The sequence below is a fragment of the Aureimonas phyllosphaerae genome (genome assembly GCF_900113065.1).
Classification (GTDB): Bacteria; Pseudomonadota; Alphaproteobacteria; order Rhizobiales; family Rhizobiaceae; genus Aureimonas; species Aureimonas phyllosphaerae.
Map to the genome: position 1 here is coordinate 38,387 of NZ_FOOA01000014.1, position 12,289 is coordinate 50,675.

General features: G+C 64.9%; 16 protein-coding genes and 1 pseudogene. 14 read left to right on the plus strand and 3 right to left on the minus strand.

Annotation, left to right across the window (positions count from 1 at the left end; translation table 11 throughout):
- The first annotated feature begins 52 nt into the window (after positions 1-52).
- The 14 genes from BM175_RS15805 to BM175_RS15870 all read left to right on the plus strand — a co-directional run bounded on the left by BM175_RS15805 (position 53) and on the right by BM175_RS15870 (position 9,436).
- Positions 53-727: an XRE family transcriptional regulator gene (locus BM175_RS15805; RefSeq protein ID WP_090964677.1), complete on the plus strand. Its 675-nt coding sequence runs from the start codon at positions 53-55 to the stop codon at positions 725-727.
- 399 nt (positions 728-1,126) lie between these two features.
- A complete protein-coding gene (locus BM175_RS15810) occupies positions 1,127-1,597 on the plus strand; it encodes a hypothetical protein (protein ID WP_090964679.1) in 471 nt (156 codons plus the stop codon).
- 3 nt (positions 1,598-1,600) lie between these two features.
- Positions 1,601-1,837 (plus strand): hypothetical protein, encoded by a 237-nt coding sequence (locus tag BM175_RS15815; RefSeq protein WP_090964681.1) that lies wholly within the window; start codon positions 1,601-1,603, stop codon positions 1,835-1,837.
- Entirely contained in the window at positions 1,834-2,265 is a 432-nt protein-coding gene (locus BM175_RS15820; protein ID WP_090964683.1) for a helix-turn-helix domain-containing protein, read from the plus strand. The genes BM175_RS15815 and BM175_RS15820 overlap by 4 nt, the downstream gene beginning before the upstream one ends.
- A 41-nt stretch (positions 2,266-2,306) precedes the next feature.
- Positions 2,307-3,185 (plus strand): TAXI family TRAP transporter solute-binding subunit, encoded by an 879-nt coding sequence (locus BM175_RS15825; protein WP_090964685.1) that lies wholly within the window; start codon positions 2,307-2,309, stop codon positions 3,183-3,185.
- A 232-nt stretch (positions 3,186-3,417) separates the two neighbouring features.
- The gene (locus tag BM175_RS15835) at positions 3,418-3,624 is read left to right on the plus strand and encodes a hypothetical protein (RefSeq protein ID WP_139224665.1); all 207 of its coding nucleotides are present in this window, start codon (positions 3,418-3,420) and stop codon (positions 3,622-3,624) included.
- Positions 3,621-3,863, plus strand: a complete 243-nt coding sequence (locus tag BM175_RS15840; protein WP_090964690.1) for a hypothetical protein — start codon at positions 3,621-3,623, stop codon at positions 3,861-3,863. Before BM175_RS15835 ends, BM175_RS15840 begins: the two co-directional genes overlap by 4 nt.
- A gap of 106 nt (positions 3,864-3,969) precedes the next feature.
- Positions 3,970-5,019, plus strand: coding sequence for a YdbL family probable chaperone protein (locus BM175_RS15845; RefSeq protein ID WP_090964692.1), 1,050 nt, complete (start codon positions 3,970-3,972; stop codon positions 5,017-5,019).
- Between the two features lie 9 nt (positions 5,020-5,028).
- Positions 5,029-5,523, plus strand: coding sequence for a DUF1643 domain-containing protein (locus BM175_RS15850; protein WP_090964694.1), 495 nt, complete (start codon positions 5,029-5,031; stop codon positions 5,521-5,523).
- A 29-nt stretch (positions 5,524-5,552) separates the two neighbouring features.
- Positions 5,553-5,927 carry a hypothetical protein gene (locus BM175_RS15855; protein ID WP_139224666.1) on the plus strand — a complete coding sequence of 125 codons (375 nt, stop codon included), beginning with the start codon at positions 5,553-5,555 and terminating at the stop codon, positions 5,925-5,927.
- Positions 5,924-6,286 (plus strand): hypothetical protein, encoded by a 363-nt coding sequence (locus tag BM175_RS15860; RefSeq protein WP_090964698.1) that lies wholly within the window; start codon positions 5,924-5,926, stop codon positions 6,284-6,286. The genes BM175_RS15855 and BM175_RS15860 overlap by 4 nt, the downstream gene beginning before the upstream one ends.
- Complete coding sequence (locus BM175_RS15865) at positions 6,286-7,398, plus strand: phage Gp37/Gp68 family protein (RefSeq protein WP_090964700.1); 1,113 nt, start codon at positions 6,286-6,288, stop codon at positions 7,396-7,398. The genes BM175_RS15860 and BM175_RS15865 overlap by 1 nt, the downstream gene beginning before the upstream one ends.
- The gene (locus tag BM175_RS22785) at positions 7,398-7,766 is read left to right on the plus strand and encodes a hypothetical protein (protein ID WP_175526879.1); all 369 of its coding nucleotides are present in this window, start codon (positions 7,398-7,400) and stop codon (positions 7,764-7,766) included. The genes BM175_RS15865 and BM175_RS22785 overlap by 1 nt, the downstream gene beginning before the upstream one ends.
- Before the next feature lie 23 nt (positions 7,767-7,789).
- Entirely contained in the window at positions 7,790-9,436 is a 1,647-nt protein-coding gene (locus tag BM175_RS15870; RefSeq protein ID WP_175526880.1) for an SNF2-related protein, read from the plus strand.
- On the opposite strand, the gene BM175_RS15875 is transcribed toward BM175_RS15870, so the two are convergent.
- The 3 genes and pseudogenes from BM175_RS15875 to BM175_RS15885 form a co-directional block, all read right to left on the minus strand.
- Positions 9,433-10,206: a DUF1828 domain-containing protein gene (locus BM175_RS15875; RefSeq protein WP_090964704.1), complete on the minus strand. Its 774-nt coding sequence runs from the start codon at positions 10,204-10,206 to the stop codon at positions 9,433-9,435. The genes BM175_RS15870 and BM175_RS15875 overlap by 4 nt on opposite strands.
- Positions 10,203-10,697 (minus strand): hypothetical protein, encoded by a 495-nt coding sequence (locus tag BM175_RS15880; RefSeq protein ID WP_139224667.1) that lies wholly within the window; start codon positions 10,695-10,697, stop codon positions 10,203-10,205. Before BM175_RS15880 ends, BM175_RS15875 begins: the two co-directional genes overlap by 4 nt.
- A 365-nt stretch (positions 10,698-11,062) precedes the next feature.
- A pseudogene (locus BM175_RS15885) lies at positions 11,063-12,249 on the minus strand (IS3 family transposase).
- Positions 12,250-12,289 lie beyond the last annotated feature (40 nt).

Genomic DNA, 12,289 nt, shown 5'->3' on the forward strand with positions numbered 1-12,289 from the left:
ACAAGCGAGACTTTTATGGACGAAAGTTGAGCTTTCGCCCCACAACTCTGTGATGACGACTGTAGGTGAAGCGATCAAGGAGGCGCGGAAGCGTCGCGGGCTGGTCCAGAAGGACGTTGCAAAAGCCGTCGGCGTTTCTGTTGCCGCGGTCGGTCAGTGGGAGCGGAGCGATAACGCTCTCACGATGGAGAACCTCCGGGCAGTCTGCGGCTTCCTGAAGATCGACCCGGTCTCGGCCCACCGCGGCGAGGTGCGGTATCTGGAGGAATCTCCGGATCTAAACGAGGTCGAACAGGTCACCGATCCTGGTCCCGTCGCGTTCGGCCCTCGCGATGTTCCAGTGGAAGGCGTCGGCATCGGTGGAGATGGAGCCGATTTCGAGTTCATCGGCGACGTCATCGACTATGCGCGCCGACCGCCTGGCATAGCCGCGGTCCGCAACGTCTTCGCGATCCATGTTCTCGGAGACAGCATGTCTCCTCGCTTCGAAGTTGGCGATCTCGCCTATTGCGGTGGCCGGCATGCCGTGCCGGGGGACGACGTAGTCATTGAGCTGCAGGGTGAGCCTGGCGGATCCCGGCGCGGATATGTGAAGCGCCTCGTTCAGCGAACGGCGAAGGAGCTGATCGTTCGCCAGTTCAACCCTGCGATCGAGCTTCGTTTCCCCATGAAGGAGGTGAAGGCCATTCATCGCGTCATCCCCTTCAAGGAGCTCCTCGGCTTCTGAGCCACCTGACGTCATTCGCGACACCTCCGGCCTCTGCGACATACCTCGGCGTAACGGAAATGTTCTCGCCTGGCTGACCGTCGGCCTTGCAGGTCTGACAGCGAAGGCTTTGAGCGAATCGGGGAAATGGAGTGTCATCTCGAACCCCATGCCTGCGTAGATCGATCAGGCGCAGCCAACGCTCACGCCCACAATCAGCACACTCGACGGCGACAGACCTGACATCCTTCATCGTTACGCTCGTCATACGCCCATCCGTTCATGCTTCGTTCTATTGTTGATTCTCCACACGTCAGAGTCGATAGATCGCCAATGGATTCTCACATGAAAGTTTCGCTTGCACGAATATGAAAGCAGTGCTTTTATTTCTGCATCGCCTTCGCGTTGTGGAGAAGCACCATGGCATCCGCCCGCCGCACCATCGACCGCTCGACCGCCCAGCCCTTCCAGCCGGACGAGGACTTCTCCCAGGCGCTGCCGGAGGAGTTCGACGACCTCGCCTTCGATCAGGATATCCGCCGCAGCTTCGAGGAAGCCGAGACCTCGTCCGACTTCCTCGCCCAGGCCCGCTTAACCAATGGCAACGCTGGCCACGTAGGTGTTGCGAGGCCGGTCGCCTCGTCGGTTCGCTGCATGGCCGTCGAGGGCGGGTATCGCGTGGAAGCCAGCTTCCCCGGTGGCCAGATCATTTCGGACGTCGTCCCGGACGACGCATCGGCGGAGATCGTCGAGCAGGTCTTCGGCGCGATCGCTGACGCCGGCACGGCGGAACTGGCCCGCCGCCGCATCCGCAACATCCACCTCGATCCTCGTTTCGGCTCCGCCAGGGATCGCGCCGCGCTCGCCGCGAAGCACGTCCACCGGGCCTGACCAATGCTCGAGCCAGCATTCAGGCGGCGCGGCCGCGCGGTCACTCCCGATCGCGACGAGGACCTGACCCTGGAGCACTGGGTTCAGGCGCGGAAGGACTGCGCCCTCCTGATCCGCCGGCACGGCAAGACCGAAGTCGCCATCGCCTGGTGGCGACGCTGCAACGCCGCGATCGAGCGCCTCCTCGCCGGAGACGACATCGATCGCGAGATCAACCTCGTCCTCGGAGATGCCGCATGAAACCTGAACGTGATCCCATGGACGTTGCCGTCGGTGCGAAACTGCGGAAGCGCCGCCTGGCCGCGCGCCTGAGCCTCGCCGATGTCGGCAAGGGCGTTGGCGTGACCTATCAGCAGGTCCAGAAGTACGAGAGCGGCGCGAACCGCGTCGCCTTCGCGACGGCCGTGCGCCTCGCCGAGTTCATCGGCTTCGACGGCGACGAGCTGGTGGCAGCCGCCGTCTCCGCGGTCGAGACGAGCGAGCACGCCCGGCCTCGCGCGCCGTCCGCTCGGGCTTTGGCGCTTGCTCAACGCGTTGATCGACTGCCGGCCGGCCAGCGCACCGCGATCGACCGCATCGTCGAGGCGATCCTCGACAGCCCGAACAACCGCTCGGACCTCGCCGAGGTCGCCCGCGACGGCCACCCGGCCCTCTCCTACGCGCACTAAGCGCGACGCCTCCCCCATCCCCGACACAAGGAACACGGCTCATGGCCATCCGCCTCGCCGCTTTCGCTGCGGCCACCCTAATGGGCGCCGCGGCGCCCGCCCTCGCCGACGCTCCTCTGCGCGTCTGCACCGCTTCCAAGAGCGGGAACTACTTCGCCTTCGCCGAGCAGCTGCGCCGCACGCTCAACGGAGCCGTCGTCGTCGAGCCCATCGCGACGGAAGGCTCCTGGAAGAACCTCGACCTTCTGAAAAAGGGCGACTGCGACGCAGCCGTGATCCAGTCCGACGCCGACACGGTCTATCGGTCGAGCAACGCCGGCGCCGGCCTCGCCGTCCAGCGCGTCGGCGCCGTATTCAAGGAGACGCTCAACCTCGTCTGCAACGCTTCGCTCGGCATCGACGATCTGGGCGACCTGATCTCGAAGAAACCGAAGGTCGCGATCGGCAAGTTCGGCTCGGGCAGCTGGGTCTCGTGGAACGGCCTCGTCCACGCGGACAAGGTCGAGGGCGGCGACGAGTATTCAGTCATCCCGACCGAGCCGGTGGGCGATGCGCTCGCACTCACCCAGATCGTCGACGGCTCCGATGTCGGCTGCATGTTCTTCACCTCGGCGAAGAACTCTGACTTCGTGGCGCGCATCGCAAGCGTCGCCGGCAAGGGTTCGGTCCTCGACTTCGTGGACGTCGTCGACAAGGACTTCAACGACACGCTCGATGCCAAGGGCAAGCCGCTCTACGAGCCGACGGCCGTGAAGTACGAGGGCTTCGGCCACTGGGGCTCGACCGATACCCTGTCGGTGACCGCCCTCTTCTACGTGTCCGACGCCTGGATCGCGGCGAACCCCGACGCCTTTGATGACGTCGTCTCGTCCTTCCTGCCGGTCGCGGCGAACCTGCGCGCGGCGCGCGGGCTCGATTGAGCGAGCCGGATCCGGCCGGCGTCCGGTTTCTCGATCGGCGCGCCGGCCAGTGCGCCTGGCCTCTCTGGGGCGAGGACGTGCCGCTCGGCGACAAGCGCTGCTGTGGCCGCTCCATCCCTCTTGAACGCAGCTACTGCGCCCAGCATCGGGCGCGGGGCACCAGCCGGGGCACGCCGTCCGAGCGCGCGGCCGACCAGACCCTCCTCACCCGAGCCGCGAAGGACACCCTGTCATGCGTGAGCGAGAAGTGATCCTCGCCGAGAACCAGGCGCTGCGGAGGATCCTTAAGTCCGCTGCGCACGCCCTTCGCTCCTACGAGTTCGGGAACGGCTCGCCGGATCTGGCGCGGAAGGTCGCTGCTGAGGCGGAGCTCGCGCTCGCCATGGCCAATCAGCGCGAGGGCGCCGTGGCCACCGAGGTTGTGGAGGGTAGGTCGTGATCACGCTCGAGCACCTCCACGCCGCCGCGGTGAAAAGCTGCGTTCGCCACAACGAGAAGGTTCAAGCCAAGCGGCGTGAGGAAGTCGACGGCGTCGCCTGGGCGCTCGCGAATAAGACCTCGCATTCCGACAGCGCTTGGAAGGAGCGGCATGCCGCCGAACTCCGACTGCGCGCCGCGCTAGCCATCGAGGAAGTGCTCGCCGGTCTCATGCGCGAAGCCGAAGGGTCCGCTCGATGAAGGACCTGACCATCCCCCAGATCATGCTCGCCACGACCGGCAGCGTCCTGATCCTCGTCGGTCTCGCCATCCTCCTTTCCCTCTACGTCTGACCCTGGAGCGCGCCATGTCGCATTTCACCGTTCTCGTCGTCATGGACGAGCCACCGACCCATGAGACGATCGCTCCGATCCTTCAGCCCTGGCACGAATACGAATGCACGGGGATCAAGGATCAGTATGTAATCGAGGTCGACGTCACCGATGACGTGCGCGAGACCTTTGAGAGCAGTGTTTCTGCGGTCAAGCTGGCCGACGGCACGTTCTCATGCCGGTACGACCGGAAGTTCTACACCAGCGCCACAGACCCCAACGACGTCTTCAGTAGGCCGGGCTTCGAGTTGCCCGATGGCGCTGAGGAGGTCGAGCTTGCGGCCGACGAAGCACGCCAGCACGGGCTTGGCCACGCAACTATGCGCGATGCAGCGATCTACGAACATGGCGACAGCATAATCGAACGCGACGACCGCTTCTATTATCTGACCAACCCGAACAGGAAATGGGACTGGTGGGTGATCGGCGGGCGCTGGTCAGGCTTGTTCCGCTTGAAGCCCGGCGCGGCGTCGGGCGTGGTCGGCGGACCAGGCCTGATGCGGCCGGGCGCGCCATGCGGCACCTTCGATGGCGGACGCATGGAGGACATCGACTGGTCGACTATGAAGTCGACTGAAGTGGCGCAGCGCCGTGCCAAGCTCGCGGAGATCGCACAGAAAACCGGTCTGACGACCGAGCAGGTGGTGGCGGCCTGCATCCTCAATGATGCGGCCCATGCAGCGTGGATGGAACTGCCTGGCGAGAAGCCACGCGGGGACGCTCATGGGGAATGGCTCGTCTCGCTCTACGGCGAAGCCGGTGAGCATCTGAAGAAGGTACACCGCGCCACCTGGAACGATCCTCCCAAAATGGTTGAGGGTCAGACAGCTGACAGCTGGGCCCAGGCGGCGGCCGCGCTCATCACCTATGCCGTCGTCAAGGATGGCCAGTGGTACGCGCGCGGCAGCATGGGCTGGTGGGGCATATCGTCCGGCGAGACCGACGACTGGGACGCCAAGTTCACAGAAATGCTTGCGATGGTCCGGCTGGATCAGTTCGTCGTCGTCGTCGATTGCCACATCTGACAACCGACGATGACCGCCGTCTTCTCCTCCTGCCGGACGTGGCGGTACCGCCTCGAGCGCGTCTGGGACGCTGCCCTGCCCCGCGTCGCCTTCATCCTGCTCAACCCGTCCACGGCCGACGAGACCAACGACGATCCGACGATCCGCCGCTGCATCGGCTACGCCAGGGCCTGGGGCATGGGCTCGCTCGTGCTTGGCAACATCTTCGCCTACCGGTCGACTAGTCCGTTCGCGCTGCGCGAAGTCTGCGACCCGATCGGCCCCGACAACGACCAGCACCTCGCCGAGATCGCCGTCGCCTCGTCGATCGTAGTCTGCGGCTGGGGCGCGCACGGCCGTCTGCACCAGCGCGACCGGCGTGTCGTCGAGCTCATCGCCGAGGCCGGCGGCCGGCCGCACGCTCTCAGGCTAACGAACGGCGGCGAGCCGGGCCACCCGCTGTACCTGCGCAAGGACCTCCAGCCGCGCCCCTACACCATGCCGCGCGAGGGGTTCACACGCTAATGGTCGCCTTCAATTTTCAGGGCCGGTTCGTGCCCCTCATTGAGAACCTGACGAAGCGTCAGACGATCCGCCAGACGGCGCGCGCCAAACCCGGCGACCGCCTCCAGCTCTACACCGGGCAGCGGACGGCCGCATGCCGCAGGCTGGTCGATCCTGACCCCGTCTGCGAACTCGTCCAGTACGTCGCGCTGCGACCCGAGTACGTGACCTTCGGCAATCTGGCCGCCCTGCCTCCCGAGTTCGAGGACCGGGACGAGTTCGCCCGCGCCGATGGGTTCGCGGACTACCGCGAGATGCTCGACTGGTTCGAGCAGCAGTACCGCACCCGCTATTTCGTTGGCCGCCTCACGCGGTGGCGGCCCTGGCTCGAGGATCCCATACTCTCAGAAAGGATCGCCGCATGAGCGAGCAAACCAGCCCTGCCGGCGATGAGCCGGCCGCCGACTGGATGATCATTGAGGTATTCGGTCATCGTCGGCACGCCGGCCGGGTGCGTGAGGAGGAGCGGTTCGGTGCGAAGATGCTACGCATCGACATCCCAAAGGTCGAGCGCATCGATCTCCCAGGTGATGAACGTCCGGTTCCAAGTGTTACCGTCACGTCCTGGACGACGCACTTCTACGGCGGCGCCGCGATCTTCTCCGCCACCTTCACCGACGAGGCGTCGGTGCTCCGGATGAATACGCCTTACGTGGCGCCCTCCCGCATGTCGCTTCCTGCCCCGATCGGCGATCGCGACGAAGACGAGGAGCGCCCCTTCTGATGGCCGACGGTACGAAGATCGAATGGACTGACGCGACCTGGAACCCGATCACAGGCTGCGCGGTCGTCTCGCCTGGCTGCACGAACTGCTACGCGATGAAGCTCGCCGGCACGCGACTGAAGCACATCCCGTCGCGCACCGGCCTGACGCGCGACACGAAAGCGGGCCCGGTCTGGACCGGCGAAATTCGCTTCAACGCCGAGTGGCTCGACCAGCCGCTGCGCTGGCACCGGCCGCGCATGATCTTCGTCTGCGCGCACGGAGACCTCTTCGCCGAGGGCGTCACGGATGAGATGCTCGATCAGGTCTTCGCGGTGATGGCGCTCGCCCCGCAGCACACGTTCCAGGTCCTGACGAAGCGGCCGGATCGGATGCGCGACTACTGCCGCCGGGTTGACGAGCGCGGCCGTCATCCGTCCATGAACGCTGCGGCTGCGCTGGCGGCCACCGGCTGCTGGAACACTCCCGCTCTAGACCTGCGCGTCTGGCCTTTGCCGAATGTCTGGCTCGGCGTTTCGGCAGAAGATCAACGCCGCGCCGACGAGCGTATCCCGGCGCTTCTCGACACGCCAGCGGCAGTCCGTTGGGTCAGCGCCGAGCCGATGCTGGGGCCGATCGATTTCACCAGCATCTCGCTCGGCGAGAAGGCGGGCGTGGTGCTCGGTGAGGATGGCGAGCCGGATCGACCGGAGACTTTCCGCGTCGATCGGAACGCGCTCCAAGACTGCGACGGCGCCTTCGAGCGCATCGACTGGATCGTCGTCGGCGGCGAGAGCGGTCACGGCGCCCGCCCAATGCATCCCGATTGGGCTCGGGCGATCCGCGACCAGTGCGCGAAGGCTGAGGTGCCATTCCTGTTCAAGCAGTGGGGCGAGTGGGGTCTTGCCGCGCCGCGCCCTTCGGGCATGCCTGGCGACTTGGCTCTCGCGACGGCGCCCCCTTACACGGACTCCTGCCCGCCGATGGTCGTGCAGATCGACCATTACCCCCGTCAGATCGACCTCTTCGGGGGTGCCTCGGTCTTGGAGCGCGTCGGCAAGAAGGCCGCCGGTCGCCTCCTGGATGGCGTCCAGCACGACGGATATCCGCCGGCCGAAGAGATCTTGTTCTGATGCCGTCCGATCTCAACCTCAACCTCGACCGGGTCACGGCCGCGCTGCGCTCGCGCCGCATGCCGGTCGACACGGAAGCGCGCCTGCAAGCCGAGATCGGCGCCGTCCTGGCCGATATGGGAATTCCCGTCACGGCCGAGTATCGGCTCGACCAGCGCAACCGGATCGATTTCTTCGCCGATGGCATCGGCATCGAGGCGAAGATCGGCGGCGGCCGCCTCTCAGTCTGGCGCCAGCTCGAGCGCTACGCCGCCTTCCCGTCCATCACCGCACTCGTCCTGGTCGGCACCGTCGCCGTGCCGTCGAGCATTTCCACCTGCGGGGGCAAGCCCTTCCGCCATGTTTCCGTCGGAGCCGGCTGGCTGTGAGAACCTATGGAGCCCTCGCCCGCTTGGGCGAACGTCAGTGGGTCGTGGAGCGCGCCGAGCCGCACGTCGTCATGAAGCTGAAGCGCGTCTTCCCGAAGGTGGCGACGACGGCGACGCCGCCGATCGCGTTGTACGGCGCGGACGATCTGGCGGCCGACCTCCTGTGGTTCATGGAGCGCTACCCGCTCCAGATCAGCCCGGAGGACCGAGAAGCGCTGGAGCACGGCCGCGCCCGGCTCTTTCAGGATCAGGCGCAGATCGACGCGATCCTTCTGCCGGACTGGCAGCCGACGCGGCCGATCTCGTTCCGTGAGGGGCGCACGCCCTATCCCTACCAGGCGCGCGCGGCGGAGATCGCGCACAAGCGCGGCCGTCTCCTCCTCCTCGACGACGTCGGCCTCGGCAAGACGATCTCGGCACTAGCGGCCGTCGCCAACAAACGGCGCCTGCCGGCGGCGATCGTCGTCCAGGCGCATCTGGCGACGCAGTGGGCGAAGGAATACGTCGAGAAGTTCACGACGCTGACGGCGCACATCATCAAGGGCACCAAGCCCTACAGCCTGCCGCCGGCCGACATCTACATCTTCCGCTACTCGAACATCGCCGGGTGGACCGATATCGCCGCGCGCGGCACCTTCGCCTCGGTCGTCTACGACGAGGTCCAGGAGCTGCGGAAGGGTGTCCAGACGCAGAAGGGGCGCGCCGCCGAGGTCTTCACCGATTCCACCGGCATGGCCATGGGGCTGACCGCCACCCCGATCTACAACTACGGCTCGGAGATCTACGATGTCCTCCGCTTCATCGCGCCCGGCGAACTCGGCAGCTTCGACGAGTTCTGCCGCGAGTGGTGCCGGTGGACCGGCAAGCACTGGATCGTCAACAATCCTGACGCCCTCGGGACCTACCTCCTAGAAACCGGCCTGACCCTCCGCCGCACCGAACACGACGTCGAGACGGACCTGCCGCCGGTCAGCACGATCCTGCGCAGCGTCGACACCGACGAGCGGATCGTCGAGAGCGCACACGCCGAGGCTCGCGCCCTGGCGCTGCGAGTGACCACCGGCGATTTCATGCAGCGCGGTCAGGCGGCCCGCGAGCTCGACATGTTCGCCCGCCGCATCACCGGCCTGTCGAAAGCTCGGTCGGTCGCTGCGATGGTCCGCATGATCGTCGAGAGCGGCGAGCCCGTGCTCCTCGCCGGCTGGCACCGCGACGTCTACGACATCTGGATGGACGTTCTCGCCGACCTTAAGCCGGTCCTCTACACGGGCACGGAATCGCAGTCCCAGAAGGACAAGGCGAAGGCGACGTTCATGGAGGGGCGCACGAACCTGATGATTATCTCGCTGCGGTCGGGCGCTGGCCTCGACGGTCTGCAGCATCGGTGCGCGACCGTCGTCTTCGGCGAGTTCGACTGGTCACCACAGGTCCACAAGCAGGTGGTCGGCCGAGTGCGCCGGCCGGGCCAACGCCGGCCGGTCGAGGCGATCTACCTCCAGTCCGAGGACGGCTCCGACCCGCTGATCATCGAGACGCTCGGTCTGAAATCCAGCCAGTCGCGCGGTATCCTCGATCCGATGAAGGGCGCCGAGCACATTCACACCGACGACAGCCGTCTGCAGAAGCTCGCGGCGCAATACCTAGAGAAGGCGGATGAGCGTCAGAATTAGGCGGCGGCGCCGGTAACTTCCCGCACAATCCGGGCAACTGCGGCCTCTTCGTCGTCGCGGAAGACAGGTACCGTTGTAAGGCGATTGCTCGCTCGACGGCGGAGGTCAGCCGGAACTGAGTTGTCCTGCTCAAGGAGTGCGACGACTGAAAGCGGGACATGCACTTCGTAGGCTGCAGCCTGATGCAGGAAGATGGCATCGTGGATACGATTGGGCGTATTGCCGAAGAATACGGCAACAGGCTTCTGCCCCCTCGCTTCCAGGACCATATCCGCCTTCACCTCCTTTAGCTTCCGATCGACGATCTCATTTTCGCGAATGTCAGCTTTCCCCTCCAACGCATCGCGTATCGCGGCGGCGGCGTCCTCACGGAACGTCGATGCCGCCTTCTCCTGCGTGAGGAGTAGGAAGTCGTTCATCCTGATCATCACGCCAATGAAGGCTAGCGCACGGCTGGGCAGTTCGAGTTTCGGAAAGGGGAGCGTCCTGACGGTTGCATCATCGTGATCAAAGAAGGCGCCGACACCGGAGAGGAGCGTGTCTAGGGCTCGCTGACGCGTGTCGGTTCCAAAGTCGACGCCGGCTTGCTCCAACATCGGTATCGTCGCGCCATCGTCTTCGAGATGCACGAGGCCGTCGCTCCTGTCGACGACGTAGAATGCTATGCGGTCCCCGTCGTCACGGATGAACGCCGTGCTGACCGCGAGGCCAGCTGGAACAACGGTAACGGTGATGTCGTCACAGAACGCTTTGCAGAGTTCGGCCTTCATACGATGCCTCCCCCTTTATCCAGGCCGAAAATGTCGACCGCGCAATTGAACGCATTCGCGGCAGATAGCACGTCCCGTTTGAAACGGAACTCCACCCGTCGGTGATGTGAGTTGGCTTTCGGGATCCTCTGCCCACCAAAGCGATTAAAGGACGCGCTCAGGTGCCGGAACTCGTCGCATCTCGCGTGACAGTGCCAGCCGGGTTCTGATGCGTGCCACTCGTAGTCGCAGATCGAGATCGTTTCGCCGGAGACGACCACGCCAAGCGACGCACGGAATATCTGCTTGTCCTCATTCAGAAGCAGGCGAACACGGCAGTCATGTCCGGAGCAGGCGAACGTGACGATCCGCCACTGGTAGAGAGGGCCATACTTGTAGGCCTTCGCTTTAGCGCGCTTGGACGGCCACTGCACACGTGGGATCTCGCCACGACGCCACTCGCCAGTCTTGATGCTCTCCTTGGGCGCCGAGATGATTGATCGCAGGTCCATGACGCCCTCTTTGTCGCCGGACGCTAGCATGAGTCGGCTCGCAGAGGAGCGCCGATTTCAATCCGTGGATGTGGTCTCTGCTCAACAGCGGGGACGGGTGAGCCCGCCTCGACAACAACTACGGAGGGCCTTTGGGCTCGCACCGTATTGCGTCATCGCGTCAAGCGTGCGCATATGGTTCGAGTTCACCGCCTGTTCCGTGCGACAAACCGTGCGACAATGCGAGGGGCTGCGATGCTCGGCGTGTCAGCGCAATTGCCTGCGGCGTAGGGATTTTAAGGTTCGGAGCGCTCGCCTCCCGAATCCCCCTCCCTCCGCCAGATCTCATCTCCCATTGACCGCCAGATTTACTGCGTGGCAGTGGCCTACCCCCCATCAGGGGGCCCGGTTCGAATCCGATGCATTATGGGCTTGTCGGCCACGGCTGAGGTGGCCGGCGAAGTGGGTCGGGGTGGCGCAGTTTGGCATGGCACGGCGCCAGGTGCCGGCGGACGGTAACTAAGGCTCGAGCAAGTCGCCGTTTGTTGTATTGCTGCCGCCAGCTCTCGATCACGATCCGGGCCTCGGCGAGGCTATAGAAGATCTCGCCGTTCAGGAGTTCGTCCCGAAGCTTGGAGTTGAAGCTCTCGCAATAGCCGTTCTCCCATGGGTTGCCGGGTTCGATGAACGCGGTCCTGGCCCCGACCGCTCCGATCCAATCGCGCACCGCCTTGGCGATGGACTCCGGGCCATTGTCTCAACGAACGTTGCCGGGCACACCGTGCGGAATGAAGAGGACATCCAGGACGTCGGTGGATTTGAGCGCCCGATCGATCCGGATGGCCAAGCATTCGCGGGAGAACTCGTCGATCACATCGGCGCAAACGCGTAGCGTTTGTCGCTGAGCATTCGGAACTTACGGCCGTCATGGGTTCGACCCTCCACGAAGCCATAGGACCGGACATGGTTGGGATGCTCAAGCCGAAGCCGAACGCAGGACCCATCGTTCAGCCAGAGCCGACCGCGCTTGGGCTGCCTGGCCGGTACCTTCAGACCTTCCTGGCGCCAGATGCGCTCGACGCGCTTTACGTTGACCACCCACCCGGCATCTCGCAGCAGGGCCGTGATCCGGCGATACCCGTAGCGCCCATACTGCGTCGCCAGCTCGATGATGTCGGCGGTTAGTGCCGCATCGTCGGCTCGCCCCTTGGGCGCCTTGCGCTGCGTCGATCGGTGCTGCCCCAGAACCCGGCATGCCAGCCGCTCCGACACACCGGACTTACGCAGGGTGTGGTCGATGTAACGCCGCCGCCGGGCGGGGCTCACCAGTTTAATAGATAGCGGCCTCTTTCAGGATCAGCTTCTCCAAGGTCAAGTCTGACATGGCCTTGCGCAGCTGCTCGCTCTCCTTCTCGAGGTCCTTCGGACGCTTCACTTGGTCGGACTTCAGCTCACCGAACTCTTTCCGCCAGCGAAGTCACGTGAACGGCGTCACGTTGGTCATGCGGATCGCTTCCGCCACGGGGCGACCCTGCGAAAGCAGAACGTCAACCTGCCTCAACTTGGCGACGATCTCTTCCGGGCTCGGCTTCTTCTATCCTATCTTGTCATCC

Coding starts and splice junctions, on each gene's coding strand:
- BM175_RS15825 (WP_090964685.1), top strand. CDS start 2,307: ATGGCCATCCGCCTCGCCGCTTTCGCTGCGGCCACCCTAATGGGCGCC.
- BM175_RS15880 (WP_139224667.1), bottom strand. CDS start 10,697: ATGGACCTGCGATCAATCATCTCGGCGCCCAAGGAGAGCATCAAGACT.
- BM175_RS15865 (WP_090964700.1), top strand. CDS start 6,286: ATGGCCGACGGTACGAAGATCGAATGGACTGACGCGACCTGGAACCCG.
- BM175_RS15805 (WP_090964677.1), top strand. CDS start 53: ATGACGACTGTAGGTGAAGCGATCAAGGAGGCGCGGAAGCGTCGCGGG.
- BM175_RS15820 (WP_090964683.1), top strand. CDS start 1,834: ATGAAACCTGAACGTGATCCCATGGACGTTGCCGTCGGTGCGAAACTG.
- BM175_RS22785 (WP_175526879.1), top strand. CDS start 7,398: ATGCCGTCCGATCTCAACCTCAACCTCGACCGGGTCACGGCCGCGCTG.
- BM175_RS15860 (WP_090964698.1), top strand. CDS start 5,924: ATGAGCGAGCAAACCAGCCCTGCCGGCGATGAGCCGGCCGCCGACTGG.
- BM175_RS15810 (WP_090964679.1), top strand. CDS start 1,127: ATGGCATCCGCCCGCCGCACCATCGACCGCTCGACCGCCCAGCCCTTC.
- BM175_RS15875 (WP_090964704.1), bottom strand. CDS start 10,206: ATGAAGGCCGAACTCTGCAAAGCGTTCTGTGACGACATCACCGTTACC.
- BM175_RS15850 (WP_090964694.1), top strand. CDS start 5,029: ATGACCGCCGTCTTCTCCTCCTGCCGGACGTGGCGGTACCGCCTCGAG.
- BM175_RS15835 (WP_139224665.1), top strand. CDS start 3,418: ATGCGTGAGCGAGAAGTGATCCTCGCCGAGAACCAGGCGCTGCGGAGG.
- BM175_RS15845 (WP_090964692.1), top strand. CDS start 3,970: ATGTCGCATTTCACCGTTCTCGTCGTCATGGACGAGCCACCGACCCAT.
- BM175_RS15815 (WP_090964681.1), top strand. CDS start 1,601: ATGCTCGAGCCAGCATTCAGGCGGCGCGGCCGCGCGGTCACTCCCGAT.